This is a genomic window from Kribbella sp. NPDC003505 (genome assembly GCF_040610875.1).
GTDB lineage: Bacteria > Actinomycetota > Actinomycetes > Propionibacteriales > Kribbellaceae > Kribbella.
Genome location: NZ_JBEXNA010000013.1, coordinates 19,405 through 35,220 on the forward strand (window position 1 = coordinate 19,405; position 15,816 = coordinate 35,220).

The following is a 15,816-nucleotide window of genomic DNA, read 5'->3' on the forward strand; positions in this document are numbered from 1 at the left end:
ATGCACAACTATCGACCGACTCCGTTGCTGGAGGCGCTCGGTGTCTGCTCGGAGGACGAGCAGCTCTACCGGGCGCTTCTGGCCCGCCCGGAGTCCACTGCGACCGAGCTGGCCTCGTACGTCGGCTGGCCCGCCAACCGCGTCGGCCGGCACCTGAAGTCACTGCTGTCCCTCGGCCTGGCGTCCCGTACGCCAGGCCGTCCGGCCAGGTACCTGCCCGCCGTACCGGAGGCCGCGGTCGAGCTGCTCGCGCTCCGGAAGCAGGCGGCGATCGTCGAGGCGCGGCTGGGCGCTGCGGTGCTGACGGCCGAGTTCCGTCAGCCGGACGCGTTCACGGTCGTCCGTGGCGCCGAGGCGATCGCCCAGCGCTTCTACCAGGCACAGCAGTGTGCGCAGGACGAGGTGCTCGTGCTGGACCGCGTGCCGTACGTCGCCGTCCCGCGCGGGATCACCTACCGAGCGATCTACGACATGGACTCACTGTCCCAGCCGGGCGACCTGGCGGCTGCTCGCTCGTCCGGCTGCTGCCGGATGCTGCGCGACGTACCGCTGAAGCTGGTCGTCGTCGACCGCCGTACCGCTTTGCTGCCGACGGCTCCGGACGTCGTGGTGGAGCTCGGTCAGTCAAGCCTGCTGGACGCCCTGCTGCGCCTCTTCGACCTGCTGTGGCAGCAAGCCAGCCCGCTGACGCCGTCAGTGTCCTCGGATGGTCCGTTGACCTCGGAGGACCAGCAGCTGCTCTCGCTGGCCGCTGCTGGCCTGACGGATCAAGCCATCGCCCGCCGACTGGGGGTTGCCCAACGCACAGTAGAACGCCGGATGCAGCGCATCCTGAAAGCACTGGACGCGACCACACGCTTCCAGGCAGGACTCCGAGCAGGCCAGCAAGGACTACTCGTCTAGTCGGTGACGTCAGCCACCGTGGCGTTGAGGGCCTTGGTGAGGGCTCCGGCGTCGACGGTGATCCCGACGCCGTGGTCACCGCCGCCGATGGAGATCGTGCCGGTGATCCGCTCGTCCGCGATCACCGGCCAGGCGTGCGTGCTCCCGAGCGGCGTGATCGTCCCGCGGACGTAGCCGGTGACGTCGAACGCGGTGTCCTTGTCGGGCATCGAGATCCGGTTCACGCCGAGCAGCGTGCGCAGCTTCGGCCACGCGATCTCCCGGTCGCCCGGCACCAGCACGAACCGGTAGTCGTCGTCGGACAGCCGGACGACGATCGTCTTGATCAGCCGCGCCGGCTCGATCCCGCGGGCCGCCGCGGCCTCCTCCAGTGAGTTCACCCGGCCGTGTCTGGTCACCTCGTAGGTGAGTCCCAACTGGTCGGCAGCATCCGTGGCTCTGGTCACCGGATCAGTTTTGCACCCGGCTGGGAACGTTCCGGAGCAGGACGGCGAGGATCAACGTGACGAGGAACAGCGCCCCGGCCTCCCCGGCGACTCCGGTCCACTCCGCGTGGCTCCACGCCGTACCGGCCAGGCCGCCGAAGACCGAGGACCCCAGGTAGAACGCGAAGAGGTACATACTCGACGCCCGCCCCGTTCCGACTCCGCTCGCGTGCGCCCTCGCCGGGACCCAGCCGCTGGCCACGCCGTGCACCGCGAAGAATCCCGCAGTCATCACAGCCAGCCCCAGGATGATGAGCGGTAGCGGCGCGGCCAGGGTGATCGCCACGCCGGCCAGAGTGATCAGACACCCGACCGGCACCACCTTGCGCCTGCCGTAGCGATCCGCCAACGTTCCGGCGGTGGCTGACCCGGCTGAGCCGAGCAGATAGACGCAGAACACCAGCCCGGCCGCGCCGGCGCTCATCTCGTACGGCGAACCGGACAGGCGGAAGACGGCTCCGTTGTAGACGGCGACGAACGCGCCCACCGCCGTCGCGGCGATCCCGTAGAGCGCCAGCAGCGCCGGGTCCCGCAGTACGCGGAAGAGGTCATGTGGTCGCGCGGCGGTCGGGTGGAAGTTCCGTGACGCCGGCAGGAGCAGCCAGACGACAGCGGCGCACAGTACGCCGACCAAGGCGATGCCGCCGGTAGCGAAGCGCCATCCGCCGAGGTCGGACAACCCGCCGGCGATGAGACGTCCCGCCATACCGCCGACCGCCGTACCGGCGATGTAGAGGCCGCTGGCGCGTGCGTGGCTTTCTTGGTGCACCTCTTCCCGCAGATACGCCATGGCGACGGCTGGAAGGCCGGCCATCGCGATTCCCTGCAGACCCCGCAAGGCCAGCAACAGGTGCCAGGTCGGCGCGAATGCGCTGAGCAGTGCGAAGACCGACGTCGCGGCGACCGACCAGCGCATCAGGTTGGTCCGGCCTAGGACCTCGGATGCCGGACCGGCGATCAGCAACGCCAGCCCCAGACCGAACGTCGCGAACGAGACGCTGAAGGCGCTCTGGCTGGGGGAGACATGGAAGGCGTCGACGAGCTCCGGCAGCAGTGGCTGCGTGCTGTAAAGCAGTGCGAATGTCGCCAGACCGGCCGCGAACAGTGCGACGGAGAGCTTGCGGTACTCCGGGTCGCCGGGCAGGTACCCGGTCTGGTGGGCGACGGACTGGTGCATGTCTTCGACGGTCGCACGGGATTTCCGATACGTAAAATGTCGATCCCGGCAGCAATCGATACGATTTCAGTATGCATGTCGAGGATCTGCGGTGGTTCACCGTCCTGGCGGAGACCGAGCACCTGACCGAGGCGGCCGCCGCGCTGGGCACCAGTCAGCCGAACCTGTCCCGGTCGCTGCAGCGGGTCGAGCGGGCGTTCGGCGTACCGCTGTTCGAGCGAGAGCGTCGCGGCGTACGGCTCAATCCGTACGGCCGCGTCGTGCTCGATGCCGCGCGGGCCGGAGTCACGGCGGTCGACACGGCGAAGCGACAGATCGACGCTTTGCTCGATCCGGAGTCCGGCACCGTGCGGCTGGCGTTTCTGCACTCGGTCGCGACCAGTTTGATGCCTGACCTGCTGAAGGCCTTCAGGGCAGTGGCGCCGCGCGTCGAGTTCCAGTTGCGGCAGGAGCCCGCGCACGACATCGTCCAGGATCTGGAGACGGGTGAGGCGGAAATCGCGATCGTTGCGCCGCGGCCGGACCCGTCACGCTTCGGCTGGCATCTCCTCGAGCGGCAGCGGCTTTGCCTGCATGTACCGCCCGGGCATGCGCTGGCCTCCCGGCACCGGGTGGAGCTGGAGGCGGCGCGCGACGAGGCGTTCGTCGGGCTGCAGCCGGGCTTCGGTTTCCGGCGGGTGACCGACCGGCTGTGTCGTGAGGCGGGGTTCAGCCCGCAGTTGGCGTTCGAGGCGACCGACCTGGCGACGATCGACAGTCTGGTCGGTGCCGGGCTCGGTGTGGCGATCCTGCCGGCCGGTGCGGTGCGCGGGAACGACAGCGGGGCGGTGTCCGTGCCGCTGGCCGGCGTACGGTCGCGACGGGAGATCGGGATGTCGTGGCGGCTGAGTGCGCCGTTGACACCTGCCGCGGAGCGATTCCGGGCGTTCGTACGGGCCCGTCCGGTGACGACGAGTTGACTGTGACTTCCGTAGCCTTCGTTCCATTTTCTCGGTGTCGACTTGCAGAGAGAGGGCTTTCCCCCGCACCCTTACGTGCGTGAGGAAGCGTCTGGGTTCGTTCCGGCCGAGTCGCCGGCTGCTGTTCGCGGCCGGGACCGCGGCGGCTGCGTCGACGGTCGCCGCCGGCACGGCGGAGGCCGCTCCGGGCTCCCCGGCGGCAGCCACCGCCGGACTGCTCTCACTCGGCGCCTACGGCTCCGGGGTGCTCGGCGCCTGGGAGCGCCAGGCGCGCGCGATCTCGAACGAAGGACAGATCCGCCGCACCCGGGAGACCGACGGCGTCTTCATGTTCGGCGACAGCATCGGCGTGCAGGACGGCCCGGCGCTCGCCCGGCAGCTGAACCAGCTCGGCATCACGATCGCCGTCCACAACTGGGCCGGTCGGCCGGTGACGCCGGCCGTCGACGCGCTGGACACCTGGGCGCAGGAGTACGGCCTGCCGCACCGGATCCTGATGTCGGTCGGGTCCAACGACATCTTCACGCCGCCGGCCGTGGAGGCGCAGGTCGACCGGACCATGAGCATCGTCGGTGACGAGCGGATCGTCTACTGGGTCAACGTGCAGGCGGCTCGTACCGCGCACGGCCCGGACGTGAAGGTCGCCGACCAGCGCAACAGCGCCTGGATCAACCTGCAGCTCGCCGACGCGCAGCGGCGCTACGACAACCTGCGCATCGTGCACTGGGCCGAGCACCTGGCCTCCAGCCCGAACCGGCTGGCTCGCCTGCTCCGCGACGGTCTGCACCCGTCGGTGCCCCTCGGGCAGAATGCCCGCAACGGCCTGATCATCGAGGCGATCAAGGCCGGCTGAGTGCGGCCTGCCGGCCGCACTCAGCCTCGAGGTCAGAAGCCTGCCGTGATGCGGGTGAAGTCCCAGTCACCCTGGGCGATACCACTGCAGTTGGACACCACGCCACCGCCGGCGCAGCCGCGGTCGCGGTTGACCGACCAGAACGCCAGCCGGCTGAGCCCGTTGCTCTTCGCCCAGTTGGTGATGTTCTGCCAGGTCGCGGTGGTGGTCATCTCCTGCTGGTCGGACAGACCGTTCATGCCGGAGATGCCCTGGTGCGCGTAGGCCTGCGCGGTGGTCCAGCCGAAGACGGACTTCAGCTTGTTGTTCAGGCCCTGGGACGCGCCGACCGTGTCGTTGTAGATGTTCGAGCTGCCGAAGTCGAACGGCATCAGCGTGAAGATGTCGATGTTCGCGCCGAGCGCCGCGGACCGCTCGATCAGGCGGTTGCCCCAGTAGTTCGGACCGGTCGTCGACGTACCGAAGGTCAGGATCGTCGTGATGCCGGGGTTGTTCTGCTTGACGATCTTCAGCGCGTTCAGGATGCGGTCCTGGACGACCTCGCTCTCGAACTCGTCGGAGTTCTCGATGTCGACGTCGATCGCCTTCAGGCCGTACGCGTTGATGACCTGCTGGTACGCGCCGGCCAGCGCCTCGGGCGTGCTGCAGTTCGGGCCGAGCTTGTTCCCGCTCCAGCCGCCGATCGACGGCACGATGTCGCCGCCGGCGGCGCGGATCTGGGCGATCGCGTTGGCGTCGGCGCTGCCCTGCAGCGGGCGGCTGCCGTCCCAGGCCGGGTTGCAGCCGCCGGACGACAGGATGAAGGCCATCGTGAACCACTTGATGCCGGTCGCGTTCATCACCGTCGCCGGGTTCGGCGGGTCGCCCCAGCCCATGTACAGGTACGGCGCGGCCTGCTTGGTGCCGGTGTTTCCGCCGCCGGTGCCGGTCTTGACCGAGATGGTGCCGCTCTTCGGTCCCTCACCGGCGCTGTTCGACGCGCTGACCTGGTAGCTGTACGTCGTGTTCGCGGTCAGCCCGGAGTCCGTGTACGACGTACCGGTCGGGCTGCCGACCTTCGTACCGTTGCGGTAGACGCTGTAGCTGGTAGCGCCGGACGCGGCCGACCACGTCAGGCTCACCGACGACGCTGTCGACGTACCGGACAGACCTGTGGGCGCGGCCGGGACAGTACCGCCACCGCCACCCGAGCACGAGCCGCCGTTCAGCCGGCAGGCGGCGAGGCCGGGGAAGTTGCCTGGGCTGCCGTTGAAGCCGAAGCTGACGGTCGCGCCGGGGGCTAGCGGACCGGCCCAGCTCGGCGGAGTGAACGTGTGCGTCTGGCCGCTACTGGTGTGGTTGGCGTCCCAGGTCGAGCTGACGGTATAGCCCGACGGGAAGTCCAGCGCGACGGTCCAGGTGCTGAGCGAACTGGTGGTGCCGTTGGTGATGGTCACCTTCCCCTCGAAGCCGGTGCCCCAGTCGGACACTTTCGTGAAGCTGGCAGTGACACCTGCCGCGTTGGCTGCCTGTGCGGTCAGCAGGGCGATGACTACCGCGGTGATGGCCGCGATCGCCAGAGAGATGCGTTTCATGATGCTCCGATCAGTGGGCGGTACGTGATCAGACCCGTCCCCAGAGTGCGGGGACGTTCGGCGGCTCCCAGCCGGTCAGGGACGTGTGGCCCTGGATGCACTTGTAGGTGACACCGGCATACGTCACGAGCGCACCGGTCGCGTACGTCGTGTTCGGCGCCCACGGGGTGGCCGTCGGGGGCGTGGGAGTCGGCGTCGGCGTGGGAGTTGGGGTGGGGGTCGGGGTTGGAGTGGGCGTGGGTGTCGGCGTGGGTGTGGGCGTGGGGGTGGGCGTAGGCGTAGGCGTAGGTCCGCCGGAGCAGCCCGCGGTGTCGGCGTTGACCGCGTCGACGACGTTGTTGAAGAGCGTGACACCCGGGTCGAGTGCCTCGAGCGAGTACATCATCGCGCCGGCGAGCCCGTTGCAGTGCTGGTAGTCGGCCTTGGCCTTGATCGACTGGGCGTTGTCACCGGACCAGAACGTGCCGTTGCTGTAGAACCACGACGACTTGGTGGTGTCGTCGAAGTACGTCGCCGAGGGGTTGTCGACGAAGCCCGTGAGCTCCTTGTAGAACGAGACGCCCGGCACGTTGCCGCTCAGCGCGTGCCCGTCGGCCGGTCCGGTCGCGGTCTGGTACTTGCCGTTCGCGGTGGCCGGGACGCCCTTCCATCCCCTGTAGTAGAAGGGATATCCGATGCTCAGCTTGTTGGCCGGGAACCCGCCCGGGATACCGTACGCCGCATCGCCGGTCGTCCAGGCCTTCACCGCGGAGTCGATCGAGTACTTGCCCTGACCTGGCGGTATCGGGTTGCTCGGATCGTTCGGCGCCGTGTACAGCGGGTCCTGGAAGTTCGTCGGCCCGGTGGCCTCCCAGCCGCCGTGCATGTCGTACGTCATCACGTTGTTGTAGTCGAGGTACTGCCCGATCTTGTTCGTCTCGATCGTGGCGATCTTGTCCTGGCCGGCCGGCGTCGCGGCGGTCAGGTAGTACCGCTTTCCGGTCTGGCCGCCGTACGCGTCGAGTTGCGCGCGGAACTCGGCCAGCAGCAGCGTGAAGTTCTGCTTGTCGGCCGGGCTGTAGTGGTTGCCGACGTGGCCGTTCGGCGAGCCCGGGTACTCCCAGTCGATGTCGACGCCGTCGAAGATGCCCGCCGCCGAACCGGGACCGCCGAAGCCGTCGATGACCGGCAGGTCGCCCTTGAGGAACATGTTCACGCAGGAGCTGACGAAGGCCTTGCGCTTGGCGTCGGTGGAGGCCGCGTCGGAGAAGTACTTCGAGTACGTCCAGCCCCCGATCGAGATCAGGATCTTCAGGTTCGGGTACTTCGCCTTGAGCTTCTTGAGTTGGTTGAAGTTGCCCTGGATCGGCTGGTTCCACACGTCGCCGACGCCGTCGACGCTGATGTCCGCGCCGTACGACTTGCCGTAGTCGGCGAACGCGTCACCCGCGCCGTCACCGGCGTTCGGATTGTTCTCGTCCTGCGACGCGGCCTTGTTGGCCATGAAGCAGGTGTGGTTGACCGGGTCGATGTTGGCGAACGCGTAGTTCAGGAAGTCGAGCTTCGCGCCGACCCCGGTGGTGACCATGTTCTTCGGGTAGAAGCCGTTGGCGTAGATCCCCCACTGGGTGAAGTACGCCGTCTTGACGCCGCCGCTGGTCGCCTGTGGCGCCGCGGTGGCTGCGTCGGCCGTCGTGGCGTCCGGACTCGCGAGCGAGACGCCGGCGGCGGTGATCAGGGCGGAGGCCGCGACGGCGGCCGTGGCGGCGAGCATGCGTAATCGACTCATCAGGTTCCTCCGGAGCGATGGGACGGAAGCGGTCCGGTGAAATTTAGTTAAAGACGCTTCGAAAGGAACCGTAACCGTTCCCGGCGGGTTGGTCGCGGGCTCGTCGTGGCGGGTTCCCGCTGCTGACGGAAACCCGACAAACCTTTGTCCACAGGGATCTGGTGCCGTTCCCGGAAGCCGCCGGACAACGGCATGTTCTAGGTATGGACACGAACCCACCACTCCCATCGGTGCTGATGGCAACCACCAACGAGACCCTGCTCGACGATCTGCTCCGGCTGGCCGCGGCCGCATCCGTCACGCCCATGGTCGAGGCGCACCTTCCCGGCCTGCGACGCAGTTGGCACACCTGCTCCCTGGTCGTCGTCGGCCGCGACCTGGCCGAGCCGCTGGCCCGCGTCCAGCCCGCGCACCGGCCTGGGGTCGTCGTGGTCGGCTCGACGGCGGACGGCGACGACCTCTACCGGTGCGCGTTCGACGTCGGCGCCGACGCCGTCTGCCGATTGCCCGACGACGAGCCGCTGTTGGCCGGCAAGCTGTCCGACACCTTGGACGGTGGCACTCGCGCCGCTGTCACCCTGGCGTTCGTCGGCGGCTGCGGGGGAGCAGGTTCGACGACGCTCGCCGCCGCGGTGGCCGTCCTCGGCAACCGACGCGGGCTCCGGACGATGCTGATCGACGGCGATCCGCTCGGCGGCGGGATCGAGCTCGCCCTCGGTATCGAGCGCGATCCGGGCGACCGCTGGCCGAAACTTCTGAACGCAGCGGGCCGGATCAGTGCGGCCGCGCTCCGCTCGGCACTCCCGTCGGTCGACGGCCTGTCGGTCCTGTCCTGGGACCGTTCCGACGTCACCGTCCTGCCCGCGGAAACGATGAGCTCGGTCATCGGCGCCGCCCAGCGCAGCACCGACCTGGTGGTCCTCGACCTGCCTCGCCGCGCGGATCCGGCCGTCGAGGAAGGTTTCGTCCGCTCCACCGCCACCTTGCTGGTCGTTCCTTGCGACGTCCGCTCGGTCGCCGCCGCCAAGCGTCTCGCGGGCCCGCTCCGGGCCGTCGCCGGCGACCTCCGCGTGGTCGCGCGCGACTCCCGCCCCGGTCCTTCCGCCGCCGATGTCGCGGCTCACCTCGAGTTGCCCTTGGCAACCAAGCTCGGAGTCGACCGCAGCCTGCCCGCCGCGATGGACGACGGCCACTTCCCGCTGCACGCCCGAAGCCCGCTGACTCGCGCCGCCGACACTCTGCTGGAGCTGTTCACTCCGCCTGATCCGTCCGTCCTGACCAGGCAGGTGCCCACATGACCACGACAGATGTGCCTGCGGACCTCCTCGACCGTGTCCGTGGCACCCTCGCACTCACCGGCGCCGAGCCAACGCCCGTTCACGTCGCGGCAGCCCTCCGCGCCGACGGCACCGTTTGCGGCGACGCGATGGTCCTCGCGGTCGTCACCGCTCTCCGCCGGGAGGCCCTCGGCGCCGGGCCGCTCGACAGCCTGCTCGCCGAGCCCGGCGTGACAGACATCCTCGTCAACGGCCCGGACGAGGTCTACATCGACCGCGGCCGCGGACTCGAGTTCGTCGCGATCCGCACCGGCGACGAGCCGGCCATCCGCCGCCTCGCCACCCGCCTCGCCGCCGCGGCCGGCCGCCGCCTCGACGACTCCACACCGTATGTCGATGTGCGCCTCGCCGACGGCACCCGCTTCCACGCCGTGCTCGCCCCGGTCGCCGCGCCGGGCACGTGTCTGTCCCTCCGCGTCCCGTCACGCAAGGTCTTCACCCTCGACGACCTGGTGGCCGCGGGCGCCCTCCCGCAAGCAGGCGCCGCAATCCTCCAGGACCTGCTCGACTCTCGCTTGGCCTTCCTCATCAGCGGCGGCACCGGCACCGGCAAGACCACGCTGCTCAATTCCCTCCTGTCCTTGGCGAATCCCGCCGAGCGCCTCGTCTTGGTCGAGGACGCCAACGAACTCCGCCCCGACCACCCGCACGTGGTCCGTTTGGAAGCCCGCCCACCCAACATCGAAGGCACCGGCGAGATCTCCCTCCGCGACCTGGTCCGCCAAGCCCTCCGCATGCGCCCCGACCGCCTGGTCGTCGGCGAGGTCCGAGGCCCCGAAGTGGTCGACCTCCTGACCGCTCTCAACACCGGCCACGAAGGCGGCTGCGGCACCATCCACGCCAACTCCGCCGCCGACGTCCCGGCCCGCCTGGAGGCCCTGGGTGCCCTGGCGGGCTTAACCCCCTCCGCCATCCACAGCCAAGCAGCCTCAGCCCTGCACGCCGTAATCCACCTAACCCGATCTCCCAACGGCCGCCGCCGAATCGCCGAGATCCACACCCTCACGAAACCCCCCAACGCCCCGTTGACCACCCACCCCGCGGTCACCTTCCACCCCAACAACACCCTCACCCTCCACCCCCCATCCCACCGCTTCACCCCCAAACCCCCAACCCCCACTCCCACACCCGGCTCGGCACTCACACCTACCCCCGACCCGACCCCCACTCCTGCCACCGGCCCTCCTCGCACGCCTGCCACCGGCACAGCTCTCACGCCCGCACCTGGTGCTGCTCGCACACCCGCACCCGGTGCAGCCAGCATGCCCGCCCCCGGCTCCGTTCCTACGCCCGCTGCCGGTGCCGCATGACCCCAGCCCTCGTCGCGGCCCTCCTGGCCTTCCTCACCTGCACCCTCGCCCTGCCACCCCGCCCACCAGGCCTCCACCGCCTGACAACCCGCACCACCCCATCCACCCGACGACCACCCACCCGAGCGAACCACCACCCCCAACAGCCCCATGCTCAACCGCCAGGCGTCCAACCGACCAGCCTCGAACCGTCCGCCCTCCGACCGCCGAGCCGCCACCTCCGATCCCGCTTGCCCGGAGCATGGCTCCTCGCTCCACCAACCGCCCTGGCCACCGCCCTCTTCGGCCCCCAAGCCCTCGTCTCAACCCTCGCGATCGCCGTCATCCTGGCCCTGATAGCCAGCCAACGCGCCCACCACCAACAGCAGAAGCTCATCGCAACCCGCCGCACCACCATCATCGAAGCCCTCGACGTACTCGCCGCCGACCTAACAGCCGGCCGCCCACCCATAGCCGCCCTGGAAGGCGCCGCCTCCATCAGCCCAGACTTCGAATTCGCCCACGCCGCAGCCAAACTCGGCGCCGACGTCCCCACCGCCCTCACCCGAGCAGCCACCACCCCCGGCGCCTCCAGCCTCCGAGCCCTAGCCGCAGCCTGGCGCGTCACCGAACAATCCGGCGCCGCCTTTGCCGCCCTCACCGAACGCCTCGCCGATTCCCTCCGCGCCGACGAATCCATCCACCGCCAAACCCAATCCAGCCTCGCCGGCGCCCGCTCCACCGCCCGAATCCTCGCCATCCTCCCGGCCTTCGGCATAACCATCGGCTACCTCCTGGGCGCCGACCCGCTCACCTTCCTGACCACCACCCCACCAGGCTGGCTCTGCCTACTAACAGGCCTCGCCCTAACCACGACCGGCCTCCACTGGACCACCCGAATCTCCACCCCCCATCGCTGACCCACACCCCTGCCACGCACCTACCCCGCGCCAATCCCGTCGTACTTGACCCACACCCCTGCCACCCACCTGCCCCACACCAATCCCACCGAGCCTGACCTGGGCCACTCCCGCTCCCTCGAGACATCGCATGCCCCACATCCTGGCCGCCGCAACGGCCGTTGCCATAAGCCTCTATCTCCTGACTCCGCCCCACCCCAACCTCCGCCGCCTAACCCCATCCCGCCCCCGATCCCGCCACCAACCCCCGCGATCCCAGCGCCTGGCCGCAGCCGGCGCGGCCTTAGCCGCCCTCACCATCCTCGGCGTCCCCTGGGGCCTAATCCCAAGCGCAATCGCGTACTACGCCATCCCCCGAGCCCTGTCCCGCCTCGAACCTGCCAGCACCAGACAGCGCAACGCCCGCATAGCCCGCGACCTCCCCCTCGCGATCGACCTGCTGACCGCCTGCCTCCGAGCCGGCCGTCCACCCCAACAAGCCCTCGCACTCGTAGCCGAAGCCCTACCCGGCCCCCTGGCCGACGTCTTCACAAAGATCGCCCACCACCTGGCATTGGGAGCGGACCCAACCACCGCCTGGTCCCACCTACGAGGTGAACCATCCTGCGCCCCCATGGCCCGAGCCATCTCCCGCTCACTCCGCTCCGGTGCCCCACTCTCCAAAACCCTCGACCACCTAGCGGACGAAACGCGTCGCGCCCATCACCACCTAGCCGACCAACAAGCCCGAGCCGCAGAATCCCGAGCCACCCTGCCCCTTGGCCTGTGCTTCCTCCCCGCCTTCGTCCTCCTCTCCATCGTCCCCACAATCGCCGACGCCCTCATCCCGTACCTCCTCCACCCCTGATCACACCACTCACCCCGTATCCACAACCCAAAACTCCCGTGAAAAAAGGACATCCAACAACGGCACCTTTACCAACGACTGCACGCAGCACCCCAGCCCACCCGCAGGAGGCCCAAATGTCTAAGGCAACAGCAGCCACCAGCAACAAGCCTCACCCCACCTCTCCCCAGGTCCTGACAGCTGATCCAGAGCTCGAGCTCAATACGCCGAAGAGCGCGACCGTCTGGGTCGGCGATCACGTCCACAGCCGCACCCGCCGCGAAGGCGCCTCTCGCGAAGAGGTCTGCCGACTACCCGCCAAGGCGATCCGACGCCTGGACGGCAACCCCATCCGCCATCTCCGACCCCACGCAGAACGCGGTGCCATCACAGCCGAGTACGCCGTAGCCATCGTCGCCGCCTGCGGCCTCGGCGGCGTACTGGTCGCGCTCCTCAGATCCCCAGCGATGCAAGGCGCCCTCAAAGCCATCATCAACTACGGCCTGAAGATCGCCGGCGTAGAAGGCGTACACATCTGACCCAACCGAGCCACCTGCCGGACGTTCAAATCACCCACCGAGCAGGACCGTCCTAGTCCAACCTCGGCAACGCGCGCTCAACAGCCAGCCCGCCATACGGCCCAACCACCTGCGACGTCCAGCGCTAGCAAGCGACCTCCCCCACGAGTTCCACCCTCAATCCGGCGGCCGGTCGATGCCCCCCTCCTCGACCGGCCGCCACCCCAAGGAGTCTCATGCCCCACCACTCAGACTCTTCTACCCCAGCTCCTGCCGAACCCCGTGTCGCCCGCGCCACCCACGCCACCCGCGCAGGGGGCACAGGAGGTGCCGACGGGGCCACGTCGCCCATCCGCGCGGATGGTGCCAGGGTGGCTTATCGCGCCGATCGGACCGATCGTGGCGACCCTGTCGACCGTGTCTGCCGCTCTAGCCGTCCCGAGTATCCCGGCTGCGGCAACCAGGCCACCCGCGTCATCGGCGCCACCCACGCCGACGGTGCCCACGGTGCCCACGGTGCATGCTGCGCCGATCGTGCCGGCCAGACGGATCGTGCCAACCGTGCCGACCACGCCGATCACGCCGATCACGCCGATCACGCCGACCACGCCGATCACGCCGATCACGCCGATCACGCCGACCACGCCGATCACGCCGATCACGCCGACCACGCCGACCACGCCGACCACGCCGATCGTGGCGACTATGTCAGCCGTGGCGACCGGGCCAGCTGCGCCGACCGGGCGGGAGTTGGCAGATGCGTTGACCGGGTCAGGCGGGTGGTCCTGTTCGATCGCGTCACTTGGTTCAGCTACACCGTCGACCGCGTTGACGGGGCCACGCCTGCTCAGCGTGGTGACTGTGGCGACGGTGACGGCACTGACGGGAGTGAAGGCGGAGAGGGCACGGCGCTTGGTGGGGCCAGGGTTCGTCCAGTTGGTGAGGCGAAGCCTGGTGGGTTGCGGCGGCGGGGTGAGCGGGGAGCGGTGACGGCCGAGATGGCGTTGGTGCTGCCGGTGTTGGTCTCGTTTCTGTTGTTGGGGATCTGGTCCATCGGACTGGTCGTGCTGAACATCAGATGCATCGACGCTGCCCGCGACGTCGCCCGGGCGGTCGCGCGTGGCGAGTCGGTCGATCAGGCGAAAGCGATCGGACACCGTACCGTTCCGACAGGCACGATCGTCATCACCCGCGAGGCATCAGACGTCAAAGTGGTAGTCACTGCCGTGCCCGCGCATGCCCCGCCGTTGCTCGGTGTCTTCTCTCCCGCGAGCCTCACCGCAACTGCCATCCTGCAAGCGGAGCCGGAGACCCCATGACCCGCTCTGAACGAGGCAGCGCCACGCTGCACGCCCTGTTCGCAGTCGTGCTCCTCTGCACAATGCTCACGGTGGCGATCCTCTGGACGGCCATTTCCACCGCCCGCCACAAACTCACCGCGGCGGCCGACATGACCGCGCTGAGCGCTGCCGATTCTCTCGATGCTTCCGACCCCGTCGATGCGACTGGTCAGGCTGATCCGGGCGAGCAGAAACCCACAGGCACCGGACCGCATGCAACGCCTTGCGCGACAGCAGAGCGGACGGCTGCGCTCAACAAGGTGCAGCTGACCGCGTGCTTGGTGTCGTCTGACGCGGTCACTGTTGAGGTATCGCTGCAGTTGGACCTCCGAATAACACGTCCAACTCTCAGCGCGGCCGCGCGAGCCGGCCCGGTCTGATGTCGCCTCGTCAACCACCCGTCGTGCGGCCGGTTCTCCGGTGATCGCGATCTGGTCGCAATCTGGTAGAGATGCCGCGTTGATGTGGACGACGTACGGACCGGCGCTCCATGATCTGGAACCGAGTACTGCTCATGTTCCCGGACGTACTTCCCCGGCGCCCGGACGCTACCTCGGAGGCTCGTTTGCCCGACCCGATTCGGCTGCTGCTGGTTGACGACCAGATCCTCAGCCGAGGTTTGCTTCGCAGCGGTCTGGAGCGTGAGCGCGATCTGGAGATCGTTGCCGAGCTCAACCGATCTGACGACGTCGTGGGTGCCGCCAAACGGCACCGGGCGAACGTCGCGCTGCTCGACGCGGCCGGTCCGGGCAACGACAGCATCACTGTCACCACCAAGTTGCGTACGTCGATGCCGGAGTGCCGGGTCGTCATGCTCACGACGTACGGGCGGCCGGTGCACATGCGCCGCGGGCTGGATGCCGGTGCGAAAGGGTTCGCCTTGAAGGGCAGTCCGGTGCCGCAGTTGGCTGATGCGGTACGGCGGGTGCACCTGGGCCTCCGGGTGGTCGACGCGAACCTCGCGGCCGACAGCCTCCGCTACTCCGAGACCCCGCTCAACGCCGATGAGACAGACACTCTTCGCGCGGCGCGAGACGGTGGATCGGTCGCGCTGATGGCACAGAAGCTCGACGTGTCCGAGCGTGTCGTCCGTACTCGACTCTGGTCGGCGATCGGCAAGACCGGTGCGCACACTCGATCCGACGCCGTCGACATCGCGGAACGAAACGGCTGGCTTCTCGACTAGGCGGTCGTCAATGGTCTGCGGGGACGGGCAGACTGGGGTGGTGGATGACGGTCGGAGCCGAGTTGTCGTGGTCGATGCTGCGAACGTGGTTGGGTCGCGGCCGGACGGATGGTGGCGGGATCGGGTCGGCGCGGCTCGGCGGTTGTTGACGCGGCTCGCTGCCTTGCAGGAGGAGTTGCCGGACACCGACGTAGTCGTGGTGTTGGAGGGGGCTGCATGCCGGGCGGTGTCTGGGGAGGGGGCGCCCGATACGGGTCGTGTTCGGGTGGTGCTTGCTTCGGGGGCCGGTGACGACACGATCGTGAGCGTTACCGCGGAGGTCGTCGGGCAGACGCATCACCCGGCGGTCACCGTCGTCACTGCGGACCGCGAGCTCCGGCAATGTGTCGAACCCTCCGGTGCGACCACCACCGGTCCGCGCTGGCTCCTCGATCAGCTGGACGCGCTACCCGAGTAGGGGACGCTCGTTCATGCGTGCGGCAACAACCTGACCCAACACAAGGCAAGACCTCGCCGTGGAAGACCGGCCTGTGCACGGACAGGCGCAGGCCGAGCTGCTGTTGCAGAAGTTGATTTGCCCTGTGCGGCCTCGCCGGGCGGGATTCGTCAGGTCGACCACCGCAAGCACCGAACCCGTCGCCGACCTGACATCACCGCCGCATACGGGGCCGCCCGCGGCTG

At 68.8% G+C, this 15,816-nt stretch carries 17 protein-coding genes; 12 read left to right on the forward strand and 5 right to left on the reverse strand.

Annotation, left to right across the window (positions count from 1 at the left end; all coding sequences use genetic code 11):
* Nucleotides 1-903, forward strand: coding sequence for a helix-turn-helix domain-containing protein (locus tag ABZX12_RS34655; protein ID WP_355699663.1), 903 nt, complete (start codon nucleotides 1-3; stop codon nucleotides 901-903).
* On the opposite strand, the gene ABZX12_RS34660 is transcribed toward ABZX12_RS34655, so the two are convergent.
* Both ABZX12_RS34660 and ABZX12_RS34665 read right to left on the reverse strand, forming a co-directional pair.
* Entirely contained in the window at nucleotides 900-1,349 is a 450-nt protein-coding gene (locus ABZX12_RS34660) for a YbaK/EbsC family protein (RefSeq protein WP_355699664.1), read from the reverse strand. The two genes, ABZX12_RS34655 and ABZX12_RS34660, sit on opposite strands and share 4 nt — an antisense overlap.
* Nucleotides 1,350-1,353: 4 nt before the next feature.
* Nucleotides 1,354-2,565, reverse strand: coding sequence for an MFS transporter (locus ABZX12_RS34665; RefSeq protein WP_355699665.1), 1,212 nt, complete (start codon nucleotides 2,563-2,565; stop codon nucleotides 1,354-1,356).
* A 71-nt stretch (nucleotides 2,566-2,636) separates the two neighbouring features.
* On the opposite strand from ABZX12_RS34665, the gene ABZX12_RS34670 reads away from it, so the two are divergent.
* Both ABZX12_RS34670 and ABZX12_RS34675 read left to right on the forward strand, forming a co-directional pair.
* A complete protein-coding gene (locus ABZX12_RS34670; protein WP_355699666.1) occupies nucleotides 2,637-3,524 on the forward strand; it encodes a LysR family transcriptional regulator in 888 nt (295 codons plus the stop codon).
* A 79-nt stretch (nucleotides 3,525-3,603) separates the two neighbouring features.
* Nucleotides 3,604-4,377: a hypothetical protein gene (locus ABZX12_RS34675; RefSeq protein ID WP_355699667.1), complete on the forward strand. Its 774-nt coding sequence runs from the start codon at nucleotides 3,604-3,606 to the stop codon at nucleotides 4,375-4,377.
* A 32-nt stretch (nucleotides 4,378-4,409) separates the two neighbouring features.
* Here the strand turns inward: ABZX12_RS34675 and ABZX12_RS34680 are convergent, their stop codons facing one another.
* Nucleotides 4,410-5,951, reverse strand: a complete 1,542-nt coding sequence (locus ABZX12_RS34680; protein WP_355699668.1) for a cellulose binding domain-containing protein — start codon at nucleotides 5,949-5,951, stop codon at nucleotides 4,410-4,412.
* A gap of 28 nt (nucleotides 5,952-5,979) precedes the next feature.
* A complete protein-coding gene (locus ABZX12_RS34685) occupies nucleotides 5,980-7,719 on the reverse strand; it encodes a glycosyl hydrolase family 18 protein (RefSeq protein WP_355699669.1) in 1,740 nt (579 codons plus the stop codon).
* Between the two features lie 203 nt (nucleotides 7,720-7,922).
* On the opposite strand from ABZX12_RS34685, the gene ssd reads away from it, so the two are divergent.
* The 5 genes from ssd (at nucleotide 7,923) to ABZX12_RS34710 (ending at nucleotide 12,630) form a co-directional block, all read left to right on the forward strand.
* Nucleotides 7,923-9,017: a septum site-determining protein Ssd gene (gene ssd / locus ABZX12_RS34690; protein ID WP_355699670.1), complete on the forward strand. Its 1,095-nt coding sequence runs from the start codon at nucleotides 7,923-7,925 to the stop codon at nucleotides 9,015-9,017.
* Nucleotides 9,014-10,366, forward strand: a complete 1,353-nt coding sequence (locus tag ABZX12_RS34695) for a TadA family conjugal transfer-associated ATPase (protein ID WP_355699671.1) — start codon at nucleotides 9,014-9,016, stop codon at nucleotides 10,364-10,366. Before ssd ends, ABZX12_RS34695 begins: the two co-directional genes overlap by 4 nt.
* 230 nt (nucleotides 10,367-10,596) lie before the next feature.
* Complete coding sequence (locus ABZX12_RS34700; RefSeq protein ID WP_355699672.1) at nucleotides 10,597-11,265, forward strand: type II secretion system F family protein; 669 nt, start codon at nucleotides 10,597-10,599, stop codon at nucleotides 11,263-11,265.
* A 130-nt stretch (nucleotides 11,266-11,395) separates the two neighbouring features.
* Nucleotides 11,396-12,112: a type II secretion system F family protein gene (locus tag ABZX12_RS34705; protein ID WP_355699673.1), complete on the forward strand. Its 717-nt coding sequence runs from the start codon at nucleotides 11,396-11,398 to the stop codon at nucleotides 12,110-12,112.
* A gap of 116 nt (nucleotides 12,113-12,228) precedes the next feature.
* Entirely contained in the window at nucleotides 12,229-12,630 is a 402-nt protein-coding gene (locus tag ABZX12_RS34710) for a DUF4244 domain-containing protein (RefSeq protein WP_355699674.1), read from the forward strand.
* 227 nt (nucleotides 12,631-12,857) lie between these two features.
* On the opposite strand, the gene ABZX12_RS34715 is transcribed toward ABZX12_RS34710, so the two are convergent.
* The gene (locus ABZX12_RS34715) at nucleotides 12,858-13,298 is read right to left on the reverse strand and encodes a hypothetical protein (RefSeq protein ID WP_355699675.1); all 441 of its coding nucleotides are present in this window, start codon (nucleotides 13,296-13,298) and stop codon (nucleotides 12,858-12,860) included.
* A 297-nt stretch (nucleotides 13,299-13,595) separates the two neighbouring features.
* Here ABZX12_RS34715 and ABZX12_RS34720 point away from each other — a divergent pair, with 297 nt between their 5' ends.
* From ABZX12_RS34720 to ABZX12_RS34735, 4 genes are all read left to right on the forward strand, one after another.
* Complete coding sequence (locus tag ABZX12_RS34720; protein ID WP_355699676.1) at nucleotides 13,596-13,928, forward strand: TadE family type IV pilus minor pilin; 333 nt, start codon at nucleotides 13,596-13,598, stop codon at nucleotides 13,926-13,928.
* Nucleotides 13,925-14,329: a flp pilus-assembly TadE/G-like family protein gene (locus ABZX12_RS34725; protein WP_355699677.1), complete on the forward strand. Its 405-nt coding sequence runs from the start codon at nucleotides 13,925-13,927 to the stop codon at nucleotides 14,327-14,329. Before ABZX12_RS34720 ends, ABZX12_RS34725 begins: the two co-directional genes overlap by 4 nt.
* A 185-nt stretch (nucleotides 14,330-14,514) precedes the next feature.
* Nucleotides 14,515-15,135: a response regulator transcription factor gene (locus ABZX12_RS34730; protein WP_355699678.1), complete on the forward strand. Its 621-nt coding sequence runs from the start codon at nucleotides 14,515-14,517 to the stop codon at nucleotides 15,133-15,135.
* A 10-nt stretch (nucleotides 15,136-15,145) separates the two neighbouring features.
* Entirely contained in the window at nucleotides 15,146-15,592 is a 447-nt protein-coding gene (locus tag ABZX12_RS34735; RefSeq protein WP_355699679.1) for an NYN domain-containing protein, read from the forward strand.
* The last annotated feature ends 224 nt before the right edge of the window (nucleotides 15,593-15,816 follow it).